Genomic DNA, 17518 nt, shown 5'->3' with positions numbered 1-17518 from the left:
AGTTCTCCTCCGGCGTCATTGGCAGCCTTGAAGCCAACTGGATGGCTACCGGGCGCACCATGGATCTTTCGTTCGAGATCAGCGGTACCAAGGGTGCGGTGGCATTTTCACAGGAGCGGATGAACGAACTGCATATCTGGGAAGCGGGTAAATCGCCTGGCTTCGATGGCTTCAAGAAAATCGAAGCCGGTCCTGACCATTTTCCGTACGGTAATTTCTGTCCCGCTCCGGGACATCACCTGGGCTTCAATGACCTTAAGGTAATCGAAGTTGCGCAGCTGATCGATATGCTGCTCGACGGTAACAAGAACTTTACCGATTTTCGTGAGGGCTACCGGGTGCAGTGCACCGTGGACGCCATACACCGGTCGGCGTCTAGCGGTGGCTGGGAAAAAGTAGAGGGATTGTAATTCTGCCAGAGTATTACTCCGGCGGATTAATACATGAAGCAGAGATGCTTCATTATTGGCCGCAGGCCAACGCGAACGCCAAAAAAGTCAGCATGTTCACGCACTTGCACCCACTCTTTGGGGTTAAAGAGCCGGTGGCGTGGCTGACAAATTGATAGGGAAACCTGTTTGTCAGCCAGGTTAATAGCAAGTCTCAGAGGGGGTATTCCTTAATGCCCCTTTCTTTCATGAGTTAATCTATGCGCCTTTGCAGTCACCGCAGGGCTTGACCGAAAGTAAGCTCCTATCTCAGCATGGCATGAACTTTTCGCTAGCGTAATGTTGCATGCTATATGAAGCTTATAATGGCCTCTTTATCCGCCATCCTGCGTTGTTCGTGGTCGACATGGCCCCATTATGACTCCGCCTCACGCCTTGGCTGGCGAAAAATGAGTGCGTTCTAAAACACCACCAAGAATGCACCAGTACACTAGACGATACTGTTGAGTTCGGGAGCGGGCCACCGAACCACCGTTGTCTGGGCGTTATTCGCAAGCTGCTTAATAATGGCCATGGCTTCTCATCAAGCTGTCGACACGTTTCTGAGCATTTTTCAGTGCCCTGTCGATACTAACTTCGCCCTTCAGCATGGGGTGTATTTCTTCGCCAACTATATGAACGATATCGTTGAACTCGGGAATGGGCGGCCGGGGCCATAGTTGGAGCTGTCCTTTCTTTTCCATGTCATCGAGTTGTACGATGATTCTGCTTAGCGCCCGGACCTCGGGGTCGGCACTGGTTGAAAAACGTGGGCTAGAAAGGCTACCGCTCTGTGCATACCACTTCATCAGCTCAGGACTGGTAAGATACTTCATCATCTTCCACGCTTTGCTAATGCGATCGGCCGTCTGGTTCGCGGGAATGGCCAGCGAAAAACCGCCAATGGGCGAAACTGTAGGGGCGCCCGGGCCAGGAGGGTGGGGTATATAGCCGACTTTGCCGTGGGCTGGGCTGGCTTCATCAAACTCGAACATCCCCCCTCGGATTGACCAACCGTAGGTGATGGCGGCTTTGCCTTCCGAGAATAGTTTGATTCGCCGGTCCCAGTTGCAGTCAAGGCTTTCAGGATGGGCATATTCAAGCAACTGTATGAGAAACTCGGCGCTCCGGTAGCCTGCTTCGCTATCTATCTGGGGGCGGTAATTCTCGTTCTTCAGGTTGCTGACATCGAAATCCTTGCCGAGCCTGGGCAGCTGTATGATCGGTAATCCAAAATCGGCCATCGTTTGGATGAACGTATGTCCTACCGGCGTTCCCGCCCCATAGTTCATCACTATGCCGCTCAATTCTGGCTCGAAACGGTGCAGCTTTTTAACGGCAGTCAGGACGTCCTCAGTACATTTGGGGGGGCTGAGGCCGGCTTTATCAAACAGGTCGGTGCGATAGAACAGTAATTCTGCCGTAGGTTGAATGGGCAAAGCGTAGTGTTCACCGTTGTAACCTGAGCCCTTCCAGGCGGTGCTGTGGAAGTCGGAATAACGATATTGCTCTTCAGCAATCATTTCGCTTAACGGCAGTACCATGCCAAGTTCGGCGAATTCGCCCAGCCAGGGAATATCTATGGCGATGATGTCGTAACTTGAATCGGTACGTTGAGAGTTTAGAATAATTTCATCGTGAAGCTCATCGATGGATAGGTTAATAATTTCTAGCTTTCCGCCACAAAATTCATTGAGGTTTCCGGAAAAATCGGCCAGTGATTTAAATGTAGGGTCCGATGGGCTCAGAATTCTAAGTACCCGGTCGTATCCTATGCCTTCTTCCATAACACTCGGGAATGGTAGAATACTCGGGGTCATATAGGAACCGCCGAAATAAAAGTCTCCAGCGGCGTTTCCGTCGTTAGAAAAACCAAAGGTGTTGCCAATATGCGATTTAAGCTGAAAGGCAAACTTTTCGAATATTTCTATCAGTTTCGAGGTCGGGTGAAGCGAGTAGGATTTCCCCGTTCTTGATCGTGCACGTTTTAACAACAGGCCTTCTTCAAGTAATTCATTGATTCTGCGAAGTGCCGTACCGTAGGGCACTTCGGCTGTCAAGGCGAGTGAGGTATTGGTGATCAATTTTCCTTCGTAGTGTCGTCTCAAGGCGAAGGAAATAAGGTTCCATCTGGGGTCGACTATTGTGAGTGGAACTTCCTTATCTCCCAGTTTCCTAGTTGTATCGATAAAGTCGAGGACTCGAATAAGTTCTTCTCTGGTCATGAGGAAATCGCTTCATAATCGGAATGGTCGAGATTGCGTCGTTGTTTGATAACTGACAATTCATGATTTCAGCCCGGTCTGTTGAGACTACTGTTAACTCGACTGGAAAATATACTGTCAGCCTGGTTATAGGGTTTATGGCCCCCTCCACACACTTAAGGCGCTTTCTTACGCAGTCCAGGCTACACGAAAATTGACTGTCCATGCGCCTAGCAACAGCGACGTGCATCTGGATTCAGGATGAACCCAGATGCACGCCAGGTCAATAATATTAGGGGTTTGAGCTTGCTAAGCGTCGCGAATTCAACTCTGAAGTGCGACACCCGCCTATGCAGCTCGAAGGCATTCCTGGAACACCACCTCAGGCTGCCTGAATCCAAGGCATTTTCGAGGCCTCAGGTTTAATCGTTTCTGCACCTGCCTCACATCACTCGTCAGTGATCGTTCGTAGATCTGCACCTTTTGGGATGTACTGACGCAGCAAACCGTTTGAATTTTCATTCAACCTACGCTCCCATGAGGAGTACGGGTGGGCAAAGCAGACGTCTGCTTTCAGTGCCTTAGCAATCTTCTGGTCTTCGACGAACTCAGAGGCATTGTCTGCCGTGATCGTATGCACATGCACTGCGTAGGGCTTGAGTATGTCGATGATCGCATCGCACACATCCGTGGCCCGCTTGGCCGCCCTTGCGCACGAATTACATGCGGCTCTTACGCTCAGCCAGTGTCGCCAGGGCCCCGGCGCCGTGCTTGCCCAATGCCGTGCCGACTTCCCAGTCACCGAAACGCTCCCGGGTGTCCACAATGGCCGGTCGCTCGCCGATTGAACGCGGCTCCGGGATCGCCGAGCGTTTGCTGTTCCTACCTCGGTAATACCGCTTATGTCCCTGGCGCAGCGCCGTGTAGAGCTTGCCACCACGCGCCTTGTCGGTTTTTACATAACGATAGATTCACCCGTGGCTCACGGGCATAACGAGGCGTTTTCCGATACCGCTGATCTGTTCTGGGCTCCACTGCAGAGCAGCGCCAGCTCTACGTATTGTATGGTCTGCTCCGGCATCCGGTGCTTGTATGCACTGACTCGGCGTGCCATCGCTTTGGCGTGAGCGCACTCGGGCGTGTAAGCCCCGGGATACCTGGTCCGTTTGAGTTCCCGCCAGGCGGTGGGGCGATGATCATCTACTGCGGTGGCGATCGCTGCTGGCGAACATCCCAGCGCACGCAGAGCTGATATCTGGTATCGTTTTCCCTCGTTCAACGGCTGATAGCTCATGGTGATACTGCATCTACTTTGGCGAGCTGAAGCGTATAGCTGTAAGCAGTTGACTACCTCTCGCCGTTCAACCATGAGTGTCGCACTTATTATCTGAATTCCCGACAAGAAGGCGGCGCCTTTTCAATTTTACGGTACCGTGAACGATGGTCGTCACGAAGGCAGCGCCCCCATGAGCATTGAGTGGACGTTGGACAATACATGAAACCACCGGCTAAACCCCGCCAGTTCTACCGTCGCGGACCGGACCACCGCACCGACGAGCCGCTGAGCTTCGTGCATATTCGGCGCCAGTTCGACTTTCGCTCGATCCAGATCGGACGCTGGGTGACGCGGGACGAGCAGGCGCGGGCGGCGGGGCTGTTTTACGATGCATTGTGCGACCTGATGAGCATTTTGCAGGGGCCCGAGAGCCTGATTTCGCTGCGCGGCTCGCTGTCGCTGCAATACGGTATTGGCGGGCGCCCCGGTGTATCGGCCCACTATGATCCGTCGCAGCGCTGTTTTGCTCTGGCGAAAAACGCAGGCCCCGGCAGCATTGCGCACGAGTGGTTCCATGCCCTGGATCATTACCTGGGCGACAAGGTTTTCAGCGATGTGCCGGCGAGCATGTTTGCCTCCAAGGCCTGGCTCAGTGACGCGACCCCGGTGCCCCATCCGCTCAACGATCGTCTGTCGGAATGCTTTCGCTGCATCCTGCTGGACGAGTCGGGGGAGGGGCCGAGCGAACTGTTCCGAGTGTCGGCGCAGGAAGACCGGGCACTGGGCACGCTGTACTACAGCCAGCCGGAGGAACTCTGCGCCCGGGCCTTTGAAGCCTTTGTGCAGGATGCCGGCATCAGCAACAACTTTCTGGTGAAAGGTACCCGCGCCTCGGCCGAAGCCAGGCGCGGTCTCTATCCGCTGGGCGAGCAGCGCGAGCGGATCAATGCCGCTTTTGGCCGCTATTTCAGTCTGCTGGGCGCGGCGCTGCGTCGGTAATCCATGTGTAGCAGATGATCAGTGTCTTTAAATGCCGGTCATCGTCGCGCCAAATCCTAGTACCGATCCTGCTGACGGTATTGCAGTTCGCGCTTTAGATCCTTCAGGGTACGCAGCTCGTCGAGCACACCGGGGATCTGCAGGCGCATCAGGCGGATGCGGTCCAGCAGTTGGTCGAGGTTTTGCACCTGTTTGCGTCGGCTGTCGGCATAGAGGTGATAGTGCACGAAGGCGCGCTGTGGATCTGACTGGATGTAATCCTGCTTCTCGTGCTGTACACGCTGGATCTGCGCCTGGACGGACGCGCACAACCCCTCGAAGGCGGACTCCGGGATCTGCAACGCGTCAGTGGCCACGTGCTGCTGGTACAGCGTCAGCACGGTCATCATGTCGTTGTTATCCCGCGCCTGCAGCAGCTCGGTCATTAGGGCTTCCTTGTGGGCCTGCTGCGCCGGGTCCTGTTCCCTGTCCGGATGCAGCGCCTGGGCGGCACGCCTGAACAGTTGCTTGAGCCACTTGTCGTCCGGCAACGCAGCGGGCTGCGCTGCCTGGCCTTCGGTTGACCGGGTGTTGTCCTGTGCTTTTTCCTTATTTTCCTGTGCCCCAAATGGTGCATCGTCAGAGGCTGTGTTGCCAGCGGTGCTGCTGTCTGCCCCGGCATCTTGAGCGTCGTGAGCAGCTGTATCAACGTCGTGTGGTTGCGGAATATGGCTCGAGGTGCCAAAGGTCTCCAGTTGGGTGTTCATGTACTGCTGGGCGATGGCGGCGGCGTCCTTTCGGTCGTACAGGGCCACCTGTTCCAGCAGTTCGTACAGCCAGGCTTCCAGTGTTTCGCGGTGCCACTGTCGCAGGTTCATGCGTGTTGAAAAATCGATCAGGCGCAGCAGCAGGGTTTTCAGCATTCGGTGGTTGTTCTTCAGCCGCGGAAGCACCTGTTTGGTGTAGATATGGCCGAGTTCATCCAGCTCGCGGACCAGCTTTTCGCGCTTTTTCTCTTCGCGGGCCAGGTTCTTGCGCAGCCGGTCAAAGCGTTGCTGCAGCTGTGACCGCGGTGCCGCATCGGGGGCGGGCTGTTCGAGCAGTGTCTCAATATTCATGACTGGAATGGCGGCGCCCGGATGCTCAGTGGAGGAGGGTGGATTCTACAGGGGTAGAGCCTGAATTGGGACAACAGGCATTACCTCGGTGACAGGGGATCTAACAGGCTGTTGAAAAACTACTTGCGTTGCTATCGCGGCGTTAAAAATCGGCTCAAATCGGTCATTTATAGGCCATAAACTCCCTCATTTCGCCGATTTTTGCCTTGCGCTCGCTGCCTCGCTAACGCTTTTCAACAACCTGCTAAAGCGTTTCTAGCCTGCTGCAGGCTCCGCCAGAGTTTTCAGGGATAATAGCCAGGCCAGGATGAGGCCCGCCAGAGCGCCGGCAAGAATGTGCTGAAAGCTGATATCCCAGTCGATCAGGAAACCCAGCAGTGCCGGTGCTATGCCGGTGGCGAACACCATGCAGGCGCTTAGGGTGGAGCGCACCCTGCCCAGGTTTTCACCGCCCCAGAGGCGCACCAGCAGGCTGTTCACCACCGGCTCCTGCATGCCCATTGTCAGGCCGCCGCCGATCAGCAGCACCCAGATACCGATGTCGCCGCCCAGTAGCAGAGCCGCCAGCAGCGCCAGCGCAAAGGGCAGGATGAACAGCCGTGCCAGCCGGTTGGGACCTACCAGGTCTACCCAGCGCCCGGCCAGCAGGGCGCCCGGCAGCCGTGCCGCGCCCATGGCCGTGAGTGCCAGGGCATAGGTAGTGAGTGAAGCGCCGAAGTCTGCGGTCATCTGCGCCTGGTAGATAAAGATGCCGGTCATGGTAATGGGCAGTGTCATCAGCAGTGGCAGCAGGCGCCAGAAGCGCGCTTCGCGCAGCGGCCTTGGCCCGGTGCGGGGCTGGTTGCGATCGGGCCTGGCCGCCGGAGCGCTGGGCCAGGGCAGCAGCGTGAGCATCGCCAGCCAGGCCAGAAGCAGTGCGCCGATAAAGCTCCACCACAGTGCCTGCCAGCCGAGCACCAGCAGGACCAGCGCCACCAGTGGCGGCAGCAGCATCTCGCCGAGCGGAACGCCGAGGCTCACCAGCCCAAGTGCCCGCCCGCGTGCGATGGTGAATTCGCGCCCGGCCAGGGTGTTGCCCAGGTGGGTGAACAAGCCCTGGCCACACAGGCGCACCAGGCCCAGGCCCAGCAGCGCCGGCAGAAACCAGGGGGACAGGGTGAGCAGCAGGATGCCGCCGGTCATGCCGCTCAGCACCAGCAGCGCATAGCGCCGGGGGGATATCCAGTCGAGGCTCGGCCCAACCTGGAGCACCAGAAAACCGGCACAGAGGGTGACCGCCGCATAGGCACTGCCAAACTCGCCGGCGCTCAGGCCCAGCTGCTGTGCCAGCGGTGCCTGAAACAGGCCGATAAAAAAGCTTTGGCCCAGGTTGCCGGAAAACACCGCCAGCAAGGCGATACTCAGCAAACCCTTTTGCCGCTGCAGCAGATATCCATATCCCGGAGTGTTCATGCAGGGGTCCCTGTAACGGCTGGCCGATAAAAGTGTCCGCCGAATACCGGCAGCACTGGTCTTTGGTGTCGAGGCAGGTACTATTCTATGCCAAGGTTCAGTGGCCGGTGAAAGCTTTACTGCGCTGGCCGGCTCAGGCACGCATTTGCACCTGGGTGAACCGCATCTTTTCAGTCGCTTGCATTCGGAAGCAGGAGTTACTTCATGGAAACCACGGCGATGCTGATTGCCTTACCCATCCTGGCATTTGTTACGGCCTGGGCCCTTGCCCACTGGCGGGCGCAGCGGGAAAACCAGCAGTTGCATACCGATCTGGAGGTGACCCGCGCCGAGCTTGCCCGAATGCAGGAATCGCAGGTCGAGCAGCAGGCGACGCTGGCAGCGCTGACCCGTGACAAGGCCGCTCTGGACATGGCGGGTGTGCGGCTGCAGGCGGAGCGGGACCATGCGCTGGGGCAGCTCGAACGCCAGGAGCGCAGCCTGAGCGAACAACAGGGTGAAATCCGCAGTCTGCGCCAGTCGGAGCATCTGGCCCGCGAGGCCTGCAAAGGTGCCGAGATTCAGGCGCAGGAAGCGCAGAAGTCTCTGGCCAGCTACCAGCAGTACTGGGAAAGCGCCAAGGCCGAGCTCAAGGCGCTTGAGGTCAGGTACGCTGCGCTGTCGAATCAGCACAGCGAACTCAGGACCTCGCTGGATGAAAAGCAGCAACACTTTGCCGAGCAGCTCAAGTTGCTGCAGGACAGCCGGGAATCCCTGAAGAAAGAGTTCGAGCATCTGGCCAGCGAGATCCTGGAGCGCAAGGGCAAGGCCTTCAAGGAGCTGAACCACGAAAGCATCAGCAATCTGCTGAACCCCATCCATACCGAAATGAAGGGCTTCAAGGCCAAGGTGGAGGACATCCACGCCAGGGATGCCGAGCAGCGAATCCAGCTGCGCACCGAGCTGCAGAACATGCAAAAGCTCAACCGGGAAATTACCGATCAGGCCGACAAACTGACCACGGCGTTGCGCGGGCAGAAGAAAGTGCAGGGCAACTGGGGCGAGCTGATGCTTGAAAACGTGCTGGATAATTCCGGCCTGCGCCTGGGCATCGACTACCGTCGTGAAGTCAGCTTCAACACCGAAGACGGCCGGCAACGACCCGATGCCATCGTCTACCTGCCCCAGCACAAGCACCTGATTATCGACGCCAAGACCTCCCTGGTGGCCTACACCGAGTATGTGAATGCCGACAACGATGCCGTGCGCGAGCACGCCATTGCCGAGCATGCCCGCGCCGTGAGTGATCGCATCAATGAGCTGGCCGAGCGTGACTATTTCAAGCTGCCGGGCCTGAATTCGCCGGAAGTGGTGGTCATGTTCATCCCGATCGAGTCGGCCTATGTCGAGGCGCTGAAGTATGACGATACCCTGTTCCAGCGCGCCATCGAGCGCAATGTGCTGGTGGCCACACCGACAACGTTACTTACCAGCCTGAATATCGTACGCCAGCTGTGGCGCTTTGAAGACCAGAACAAGCACACGGCGGAGCTGGCCAGCCGGGCCGAGAAGTTTTACAGCAAGCTCAATGGCTTTCTCACCAGCATGCAGGGAGTGGGCAACCAGCTCGACCGGGCGCGCCAGAGCTACGACAAGGCCTTTGGCCAGCTGTACAGCGGCAAGGGCAACCTGATCAAGCAGGCGTCCGAGTTCAAGGACCTGGGCGTGTCGGTGCAAAAGGAGCTGCCGGTCGAGCTGGTGGAAAAGGCGCATCTGGAGCTGGGCGAGGAAATGCAAGGCATCGAAGCGGTGGAGTAAACAGTACATTCAAGCATTGATCGGCGTCGATGCGGCTTTGTTTCAACCTGACTCAGATGACTGAGTACTCAAGGCACGCAGGCTGCATTGAGGGAGAAGGGGTTGGGGGCAGACAAGGGGCTGCAGGAGCGGGAACTTTCCACAACCCTCATACCCAGGCCGACACGCATGAACAGATCCGATGGCCAGCGTACCGTATAAGCCGGTAGGTGATAGCAACACGATAGTTAGCCGCGTCCCAAAGTAGAAAGGTTTCTTGCCAAGTGGACCGCCTGGCGGAACAGTCTGGCCCGGCAGCGCGGGTGCCGGTTGCGCCGCATGGCGAATGCCGACAAGGGACGGGACATCAGGAGTGACTTATCGCAGGGGTAAAGCGAGCAGGGGTAAAGTAGGCAGGTGTAGAGCAGTGGGGGAAGGACATGAGACCGTGTTTCTGTGGCTTCCTGGTGCCACCCCGGCTGACGATGTATTCGCTCACCAGGTTCATATTTACGCGCAGAACGACTGCACTTCATCCGCACTCAGGTAGCGCCATTGCCCGACTTCGACATCCAGGGAAATGGGGCCGACTTTTTCGCGATGCAGCGAGACAACGCGATTACCTACCGCCGCAAACATGCGCTTAACCTGGTGATACCGCCCCTCGGTGATCGTTAAGCGTGCCTCTTTGGGCGCAATAACCTCCAGTTGGGCGGGCAAGGTCAATTTCTGTTCGCCCTGCAGTTGAATGCCATGCTCAAACTTAACAGCAACGTCGTCCGCAACAGGGTAGGTCAAACCGACGCGGTACACTTTCTTGCAGGCCTTGTCCGGCCGAATGATCTCGAACGACCAGCGCCCGTCATCGGTGACCAGTACCAGCCCTGTTGTGTCCGCATCCAGGCGGCCTGCGATGTGCAGCTCTGAACGGTTTTTGACGTCTATGTGGTTGAAAATGGAGGGATAAATTTCGTCTACGTTCGAGCAGATGGTCGCAGCGGGTTTGTGCATCACGATGTAACGAAAGCTTCGCGCTGTCAGCCTTTGGCCGTTGAGGCATATCTCGTTGTTTTCATGCACCTGGGTGGCGGCATCGATAACAACGGCGCCATTAACGCTCACATCGCCCTGAGCGATGGCGCGGGTGGCTTCGTTTCGGCTGAGCTCGGTACTTTAGCAAACAAATTTATCCAGGCGCATTAGGGGCAACATCAAGGGTACGGATTCAGGACGCCATTATCCTGTGTCAACGCCAAGAAGCCAATGGCGTAGCCGTCCTGACGGCCGATTGTGCAAAGGCGGCGCCCGGCCGCGGGCCGCGCGAACCAATCAGGTGCATCGCAAGCTGAATGATACGGTTTTGTATGCCGGTCGCGGAACGTCGTCGGCGCTGTCGGGCACTGGTTTGCGGTTTTTTTCATCTTTTACCAGGGCTTGATGGCCTGCGTCTTGCTGCTTTTATGTTGCAGTGCAACAATTACTGCGTTCGGTACGGTGCTGTTCATCGGCGCTGATTGCGGCCGTCATAATGTGTGCGGGTTCGGTGTTTGATAATCAAACCTCAACGCGCGGAGTCTGTTTGGGTACAATGTGCGCCCTGCGATGCCCGGGATTTGAATATTTACAGGAGCTTGGAATGACTTTTAATCTGACAATGATGCCGACGACCCTGGATGCGGGGCATCTCGGTCTGGCCCTGCTGGCGGTTGTGTTACTGATTTTGTGGCTGGTCAAGGGCAACAGTGCCGCCAACACGGATACCAAAGCGCAGCCGGCAGCGGCGCCCGCTCCCACCGCGAAGCCGAAAGTCGAAAGCACGCCCAAGCCAGAAAGTACGGCTGCGAGCAAACCGGCTGCCCAGGCGGCGGTTCAGCTCAAAGAGATTACCCCGGATACCGCGCTGCAGCTGTTGTCGCTGCTGCAGCAGGAAGCCCGCTTTGTCGATTTCGTGCGCGAAGACCTTGGCAGCTTCTCCGATGCCGATATCGGCGCCGCCGCCCGCGTGGTGCATGAGGGCAGTCAGAAGGCGCTGAACAGCTACTTTACGCTGGAGCCCGTGCGCAGCGAAGACGAGGAAAGCCGCATCACCCTGGCCGAAGGCTTTAACGCCCATGAAGTACGCCTGACCGGCAATGTCGTGGGCAAGGCGCCCTTTACCGGTACCCTGGTGCACCGTGGCTGGAAGGTGACCGAGGTCAAACTGCCCAAGCTTGCGGCAGGTCACGATACGCGCATCATTGCCCCGGCGGAGGTGGAGCTATGAATACTGAAAACCCAGGCACAGACGACCTGAGCGTCGAGCAGCAGGACGCGGCCGGCAGCGCCAGCCGCTATGCCGTGGGCATCGACCTTGGCACCACCCATTGCGTGCTGTCCTTTGTCGATCTGCAGGACGAAGATGCGCAGCCAGATGATGGCCCCCGGCTGGAGGTGATGCCGATCCCGCAGCTGCTGGCCCCCGGCACCATCGATGAAAAATGGCAGCTGCCGTCTTTCCTGTACCAGGCGCATGAATCGGAGATTTCAGTGGACGATCTGGCGCTGCCCTGGTCGCAGGCGCCGGTGATTGTCGGCACGCTGGCGCGGGACCTGGGTGGCAAAACCCCGATCCGGCTGGTGTCCAGCGCCAAGAGCTGGCTGTGCCACGGCGATGTAGACCGTCATTCTGCCTTTTTGCCCCTTAACAGCCCGGAGGAGGTACCGCGCGTATCACCACTGGATGCCACCGGCCTGTATCTCGATCACCTGCGCGAAGCCTGGGACTACTGGCATCCCGAAACGCCGCTGAGCGAGCAGGATGTCACCCTCACGGTGCCGGCATCCTTTGACCCCGCCGCGCGGGAGCTCACCGCCCAGGCCGCCGGCAAGGCGGGCTTTCGCCACCTGACACTGCTTGAAGAGCCCCAGGCGGCCGTGTACAGCTGGATTGAAGCCAGCAATGGCGCCTGGCGTGACCAGGTTGGGGTGGGCGACATCATCCTGGTGGTGGATATCGGGGGGGGGACCTCCGACTTTTCGCTGGTCGCGGTGACGGAAGACGACGGCAACCTGCTGTTGAACCGTGTCGCGGTGGGCGATCATATTCTGCTCGGCGGCGACAATATGGACCTGGCGCTGGCCTATCGCCTCAAGGCGAAGCTGGCACAGCAAGGCACCCAGCTACAGCCCTGGCAGATTCAGGGCATCACCCATGGCTGCCGCGATGCCAAGGAAGCGCTACTGGCCGATTCCGAGCTGGCTGCGGTGCCGATTACGGTGCCGAGTCGCGGCTCCAAGCTGCTCGGCGGCACGCTGCGCACTGAACTGACCCGCGAGGAAGTGCAGCAGACCCTGGTGGATGGCTTCTTTCCGCAGGTGTCCATCAGCGAGCACCCGGCACAGCAAACCCGCAGCGCACTGGCCCGCATGGGCCTGCCCTACGCGCAGGACGCCGGTATATCGCGGCATCTGGCCGCTTTCCTGAGTCGTCAGCACGCGGCGGCCAGCGAACTGTTTGATACCGACACGACCAACGACGACGGCGAGGCCTTTATACGGCCCACCCGCGTTCTGTTCAATGGCGGGGTGTTCAAGGCGCCGCTGCTGGCCGATCGCATGATGAGCATCATCAACGGCTGGCTGCGTGATGCAGGTAGCCCCGAAGCGACCCTGTTGCCGGGGCTGGACCTGGATCTGGCCGTGGCCCGCGGCTCGGCCTATTACGGCTCGGTGCGTCGCGGCCAGGGTGTGCGCATTCGTGGCGGTATCGCCAGTGCTTACTACGTGGGTATCGAGAGCTCAATGCCGGCCATTCCCGGCATGGAGCCGCCGCTGGAAGCACTGTGTGTTGCGCCCTTTGGCATGGAAGAGGGATCGGAGGTCGAGGTGCCGGGGATGGAGTTTGGCCTGGTGGTCGGGGCGCCGGTGCGTTTTCGCTTCTTCGGCTCCACTATAAGACGCGACGACGAGGCCGGCGTGCTGCTGGATTACTGGGAGCCGCAGGAGCTGGAAGAACTGCCGGAGGTGCAGGCGGTGCTGCCGGTGGAAGGGCGTACCCCAGGCGATGTGATCGCGGTTCGGCTCGCGTCCCGCGTGACCGAGGTCGGCACTCTGCGCCTCGAAGCCATTGCGCTTGAAGGCGGCCAGCGCTGGCAGGTCGAACTGGACGTACGGGAAGGGCAATAACACCGATGCAGTCTCCCCGCTTTATTGTTGGCATTGACCTGGGCACCACGCATACGGCGGTGGCCTTTGCGGATATCAGCCAGGGCGCGGCGGCTATACGCCCGGCTATTTTCGAAATTGAGCAGCTGGTGGCTCCGGGTGAAGTGGCGAAAAAGCCGCTGTTACCGTCCTTCCGCTACCACCCCACTGAAGGCGAGCTGGTGGCGGAAGACATGCTGCTGCCCTGGCCAAGACCCGAACTGCCTGGCGAGTTGAGTCAGGTGGTCGTGGGTGAGTGGGCGCGGGAACTGGGTTCCAGGGTGGAAGGGCGGCTGGTCAGCAGTGCCAAGAGCTGGTTGTCTCACCCCCAGGTGGATCAGAGTGCGGCGATTCTGCCCTGGGCCGCGGCCGAGGGTGTGGCCAAGGTCTCGCCCGTGCTGGCCAGTGCCAGTTACCTGAGCCATGTACGCCTGGCCTGGAACCACGAGCACCCCGCTGATCTGCTGGAGCATCAGGAAGTCATCATCACGGTGCCGGCATCCTTTGATGAAGGCGCGCGAGCACTGACGGTGGAGGCGGCCAGCATGGCGGGCCTGCCCGACGTGCTGCTGGTGGAGGAGCCCCAGGCGGCCTGCTACGACTGGCACGCCCAGAACCAGCAACAGGCGGTGGCCCTGCTGCACAATGTGCGGCTGCTGCTGGTGTGTGACGTTGGCGGCGGCACCACCGATTTAAGCCTGATTCGAGTGGCCATCGAGAAGGGCGCGCTTACGCTGAACCGGGTCGGGGTGGGGGATCATCTCATGCTCGGCGGCGACAACGTCGACCTGGCGCTGGCCCATACCGCAGAAACGCGCATTACCCGCGGCGGCAAGAAGCTGCGGGCAGCCAGCCTGTCGCAGCTGATTCAGCAAACCCGCAAGGCCAAGGAACGCCTGCTGAGCGAAAACGCGCCGGACAGTGCCGCCGTGACGGTGCTCGGAGCGGGCGCATCCCTGATCGGCGGCGCCAAAAGCTGCGAACTGAGCCGCGACGAAGTGCGTGCCATTGCGCTGGATGGTTTCTTTCCCAAAGCACCTTTCAGCGACCGGCCACTGCAGCGGCGTAATGCCATGGTGGAATTTGGCCTGCCCTACGCGGCGGATGCCGCCATCAGCAAGCATATAGCCGAGTTCCTCGCCCGCCACGGGTCGGCCTGCCGCGATGCGCTGGGGTTGAGCGATCCAGAGACACCCGCGATACCCGATGCGGTGCTGTTCAATGGCGGCGTGTTTAACAGCAGCGCCATCAGTGCGCGTCTGCTCGAAACGCTGAACCTGTGGCGTGGCGAAGCGGTACAGCAGCTCGAAAACACGCAGCCGGATCTGGCGGTGGCGTGCGGTGCCGTGGCCTATGGTCTGGCAAGGCGCGGTGCACAGCTGAAAATCGGCGGCGGCTCGGCGCGGAGTTATTTTCTGCGCCTGGACGAGGCCCAAAATGGCGATGACGAGCCCCGCCAGGGGGTTTGTCTGCTGCCCAGGGGCGCCGAAGAGGGGCAGCAGATTGTTCTGGGCGAGCGTCGCTTTGCGCTGCGACTCGGCCAGCCGGTGCGCTTTCACCTGGTGTCGTCCAGTGCGGATACTCCCGTACAGGCGGGTGAACTTTACCGCCTGGAGGGCGATACCTTCGTCGACCTGCCGCCCCTGGTGGCGGCGCTGGAACAGGACGACGGCCAGGGCGAGAGTGACGAAGTCGAGGTCGAGCTTGTGACACGCCTGACCGAGGTCGGCACGCTGAAGATCGAGTGCGTCAGCCTTGCCGACAGCTCGCAGCGCTGGAATGTCGAGTTTCAGATTCGGCGCGACCTTGCGCGCCAGCGCCAGGGCAACGTCGTTACAGCCCAGTTGCCCAAAACCTTTGATGAGGCCCACGGGCTGATAGATGGCGTGTTCGGGCAGAGCAACAAGCAGTTCGATCCCAAGGCGGTAAAAACGCTGCGCAACGATCTGGACAAGCTGCTCGGCAAGCGCGACAGCTGGAGTACGCCGTTGCTGCGTGCGGTGTTTGATGCCGTACTCGAAGGCCAGCAAAAGCGCCGTCGGTCCGAGGCCCACGAGCGGGTCTGGTTCAACCTGGCCGGTTATGGCCTGCGGCCGGGATTCGGCTATCCGCTGGATGACTGGCGCATACAGCAGGTGTGGCAGCTGTACAGCCAGGGGCTGCAGTTTGACAAGGGCAACCCGGCCTGGAGCAACTGGTGGGTATTTTGGCGCCGCGCCGCCGGTGGCCTGAATGAACAGCAGCAACAGCAGCTGTTCGACGATATGGCCCGCTACCTGGACCCGGCCGTGCTGCGCAATCGCAAGCTGCTGGCCGAGCTGCAGACCCGGGCCTATGACGACATGGTGCAGCTCGTGGCGGGGCTGGAGCGCTTGCCGGTAGACACCAAGATTCAGGTCGGCAACTGGCTGCTGAAGCGGCTCGAGAAGAAGAGTGAACCCCTGACCAGCTGGTGGGCCGTTGGGCGCATCGGTGCGCGGGTGCTGTTTCATCGCAGCGCCCACAACGTGGTGCCGCCGGAGGTGGCGACAACCTGGCTGCAGCGGTTGCTGAAAGAGGACTGGAAGAAAAATCAGCAGATCGCGTTCGCCGCCGTGATGCTGGCGCGCATGAGTGGCGATCGCAGTCGTGACCTGGAGCCGGATGAGCGGACCCGGGTCATCACGAAACTGCAGGAGGCCAAGGCGCCCGCGCTCTGGATTGAACTGGTGTCCGAAGCCCGCGAGCTGAACGAAGCCGAAACCCAGCTCATTTTTGGTGAAAAACTGCCCTCGGGGTTGAAGCTGATCGATTGAGCGATTGGTCGGTGGCGGCGGGGATAGGCGGGATGCGCAGAAAACCGGGAGGCCAAGCCCTCCCGGTTTTTTTAGTCTTGCTTATCAGGTGCTGCTTTAAGCGTTAGCGACGCAGTTTGTTACCCTGATATTCCAGTGTCTCGGCCGACTTCATGGCTTTGTCGGAGCCCTTGTCGGTGCCATTGACCGATGAGGTGGTCATCGCGAACGTCAGGATTGCGTGGGCCGCGGCATCGGACATCTGGTCCAGTGCTTCGAAGCTGAAATTGTCCACTGTGTCACACGCCAGGTGGTAGCAGGGATCGTATGCCACACCGGCTGTCTCGCCATAAATGGCAGCTTCTTCTGCAGTTTTTATGTCCTCTGCGCCGGTGAAAAGTCCGCCGGCCGGTATGCCCACGCCAATGAAGGGGCCATAGTCCGAGCGACCATCAAATGCGGTGGGGTCACTGGCAAGATCCTGCCCGGTGAAGTAGTCCAGGAAGACCTGCTCGATATTGCCGGAACCATTCGGGCCCGCCGTTCCAGTGGCGTCGCCATCGCCATCGTAGACGAAGCGCACGAAATTGGGCGAACCAATCATGTCGAAGTTGAGGTTCAGCGCAATGTTCTTGATCTCGCGCGGTGTCAGTTGGTCAACGTAATACTGGGAACCCAGCAGTCCGGCCTCTTCAGCGCCCCACCAGGCGAAACGCACCTTGTTGCGCGGCTCTGTGCCGAGCGCGGCCATTTTCAGGGCGATCTCAAGAATGCCCGCCGAACCGCTGCCATTATCCTGAATGCCGGGGCCTTCGGAAACCGAATCCAGGTGGGCGCCGACGAGTACCACACGATCGCTCCGCCCGCCCTGGGTTTGTGCGATAACATTTTCAGTGGTGCGCACTTCCGATATCGCGTCGACGACCAGCCTCGCTTGCGCGCCACCGACTGCAAGATCGTCACCCACGGCGAAAGCGGCGCCGACCCGGAATACTGACCGACGGCTCCGACAGGGTACCCAGGATGGCGTCGGTGCGCCCTGGCTGGCCTTCGTTAAAAATCACGACGCCGGAGGCGCCGGCGGCCTCTGCATTCTGTGCCTTGAGCAGAAAGGTACAGCTGCCGCGCTGGATAAGGGCGATGTTACCGGGTGTGAAACCGGCGAAATCCGCCGCCTCACAACCGCTGGTGGAGCTGTTGGCCGCGTCGCCCGGGGGCAGCATCAAATCGACGCTCTGGACCGACTCCGCAACGACGCCGCTGCCTGAATACGACATGGTGTAAAATCCATCGGCGGCGGCGTAGGGGTAAGTCCTGGGATCAGGCACTA

The 17518-nt window shown here is 59.5% G+C and carries 12 protein-coding genes and 2 pseudogenes; 6 read left to right on the top strand and 8 right to left on the bottom strand.

Annotation, left to right across the window (positions count from 1 at the left end; genetic code table 11):
• Positions 1 to 410, top strand: a 410-nt coding sequence (locus F451_RS28055) for a Gfo/Idh/MocA family oxidoreductase (protein ID WP_020680218.1), incomplete at its 5' end; no start/stop codon positions are given.
• A 539-nt stretch (positions 411 to 949) separates the two neighbouring features.
• Here F451_RS28055 and F451_RS0104820 read toward each other — a convergent pair.
• Both F451_RS0104820 and F451_RS24840 read right to left on the bottom strand, forming a co-directional pair.
• Positions 950 to 2653, bottom strand: coding sequence for an extracellular solute-binding protein (locus F451_RS0104820; RefSeq protein WP_020680217.1), 1704 nt, complete (start codon positions 2651 to 2653; stop codon positions 950 to 952).
• A gap of 327 nt (positions 2654 to 2980) precedes the next feature.
• A pseudogene (locus F451_RS24840) lies at positions 2981 to 3926 on the bottom strand (IS30 family transposase).
• 201 nt (positions 3927 to 4127) lie between these two features.
• Between F451_RS24840 and F451_RS0104805 the strand changes: the two are divergent.
• Positions 4128 to 4907 (top strand): CLCA_X family protein, encoded by a 780-nt coding sequence (locus F451_RS0104805; RefSeq protein WP_020680216.1) that lies wholly within the window; start codon positions 4128 to 4130, stop codon positions 4905 to 4907.
• 56 nt (positions 4908 to 4963) lie between these two features.
• Here F451_RS0104805 and F451_RS0104800 read toward each other — a convergent pair whose 3' ends face one another.
• Positions 4964 to 6004: a hypothetical protein gene (locus F451_RS0104800; protein WP_020680215.1), complete on the bottom strand. Its 1041-nt coding sequence runs from the start codon at positions 6002 to 6004 to the stop codon at positions 4964 to 4966.
• A 255-nt stretch (positions 6005 to 6259) separates the two neighbouring features.
• Positions 6260 to 7456: an MFS transporter gene (locus F451_RS0104795; protein WP_020680214.1), complete on the bottom strand. Its 1197-nt coding sequence runs from the start codon at positions 7454 to 7456 to the stop codon at positions 6260 to 6262.
• A gap of 204 nt (positions 7457 to 7660) precedes the next feature.
• On the opposite strand from F451_RS0104795, the gene F451_RS0104790 reads away from it, so the two are divergent.
• A complete protein-coding gene (locus tag F451_RS0104790) occupies positions 7661 to 9253 on the top strand; it encodes a DNA recombination protein RmuC (RefSeq protein WP_020680213.1) in 1593 nt (530 codons plus the stop codon).
• A 489-nt stretch (positions 9254 to 9742) separates the two neighbouring features.
• Here F451_RS0104790 and F451_RS24835 read toward each other — a convergent pair whose 3' ends face one another.
• Positions 9743 to 10243, bottom strand: coding sequence for a pseudouridine synthase (locus tag F451_RS24835; protein ID WP_276202585.1), 501 nt, complete (start codon positions 10241 to 10243; stop codon positions 9743 to 9745).
• A 60-nt stretch (positions 10244 to 10303) separates the two neighbouring features.
• Positions 10304 to 10381 (bottom strand): annotated as a pseudogene (locus tag F451_RS28580) (hypothetical protein); the annotation flags it as partial.
• A 487-nt stretch (positions 10382 to 10868) separates the two neighbouring features.
• Here F451_RS28580 and F451_RS0104780 point away from each other — a divergent pair.
• Genes F451_RS0104780 through F451_RS0104770 form a run of 3 tightly spaced genes read left to right on the top strand, consistent with a single transcriptional unit; the run spans position 10869 to position 16209 of the window.
• Positions 10869 to 11495 (top strand): DUF2760 domain-containing protein, encoded by a 627-nt coding sequence (locus F451_RS0104780; protein ID WP_020680211.1) that lies wholly within the window; start codon positions 10869 to 10871, stop codon positions 11493 to 11495.
• Positions 11492 to 13396, top strand: a complete 1905-nt coding sequence (locus tag F451_RS0104775; protein ID WP_020680210.1) for an Hsp70 family protein — start codon at positions 11492 to 11494, stop codon at positions 13394 to 13396. The genes F451_RS0104780 and F451_RS0104775 overlap by 4 nt, the downstream gene beginning before the upstream one ends.
• A 5-nt stretch (positions 13397 to 13401) precedes the next feature.
• Positions 13402 to 16209 (top strand): Hsp70 family protein, encoded by a 2808-nt coding sequence (locus F451_RS0104770; protein ID WP_020680209.1) that lies wholly within the window; start codon positions 13402 to 13404, stop codon positions 16207 to 16209.
• Positions 16210 to 16312: 103 nt separating this feature from the next.
• Here the strand turns inward: F451_RS0104770 and F451_RS27075 are convergent, their stop codons facing one another.
• A complete protein-coding gene (locus F451_RS27075) occupies positions 16313 to 17155 on the bottom strand; it encodes a M20/M25/M40 family metallo-hydrolase (RefSeq protein WP_020680208.1) in 843 nt (280 codons plus the stop codon).
• Positions 17148 to 17516, bottom strand: coding sequence for a PA domain-containing protein (locus F451_RS28575; protein WP_276202584.1), 369 nt, complete (start codon positions 17514 to 17516; stop codon positions 17148 to 17150). Before F451_RS28575 ends, F451_RS27075 begins: the two co-directional genes overlap by 8 nt.
• Between the last annotated feature and the right edge of the window lie 2 nt (positions 17517 to 17518).

The organism is Marinobacterium rhizophilum DSM 18822, assembly GCF_000378045.1.
Lineage (GTDB): Bacteria > Pseudomonadota > Gammaproteobacteria > Pseudomonadales > Balneatricaceae > Marinobacterium_A > Marinobacterium_A rhizophilum.
This window is presented reverse-complemented; position numbering and strand designations above follow the sequence as displayed.

Bases quoted from the DNA above. Each gene is read 5' to 3' on its own strand.
- F451_RS0104820 (WP_020680217.1), bottom strand. From the start codon at position 2,653: ATGACCAGAGAAGAACTTATTCGAGTCCTCGACTTTATCGATACAACT.
- F451_RS0104805 (WP_020680216.1), top strand. From the start codon at position 4,128: ATGAAACCACCGGCTAAACCCCGCCAGTTCTACCGTCGCGGACCGGAC.
- F451_RS0104800 (WP_020680215.1), bottom strand. From the start codon at position 6,004: ATGAATATTGAGACACTGCTCGAACAGCCCGCCCCCGATGCGGCACCG.
- F451_RS0104795 (WP_020680214.1), bottom strand. From the start codon at position 7,456: ATGAACACTCCGGGATATGGATATCTGCTGCAGCGGCAAAAGGGTTTG.
- F451_RS0104790 (WP_020680213.1), top strand. From the start codon at position 7,661: ATGGAAACCACGGCGATGCTGATTGCCTTACCCATCCTGGCATTTGTT.
- F451_RS24835 (WP_276202585.1), bottom strand. From the start codon at position 10,243: ATGCACAAACCCGCTGCGACCATCTGCTCGAACGTAGACGAAATTTAT.
- F451_RS0104780 (WP_020680211.1), top strand. From the start codon at position 10,869: ATGACTTTTAATCTGACAATGATGCCGACGACCCTGGATGCGGGGCAT.
- F451_RS0104775 (WP_020680210.1), top strand. From the start codon at position 11,492: ATGAATACTGAAAACCCAGGCACAGACGACCTGAGCGTCGAGCAGCAG.
- F451_RS0104770 (WP_020680209.1), top strand. From the start codon at position 13,402: ATGCAGTCTCCCCGCTTTATTGTTGGCATTGACCTGGGCACCACGCAT.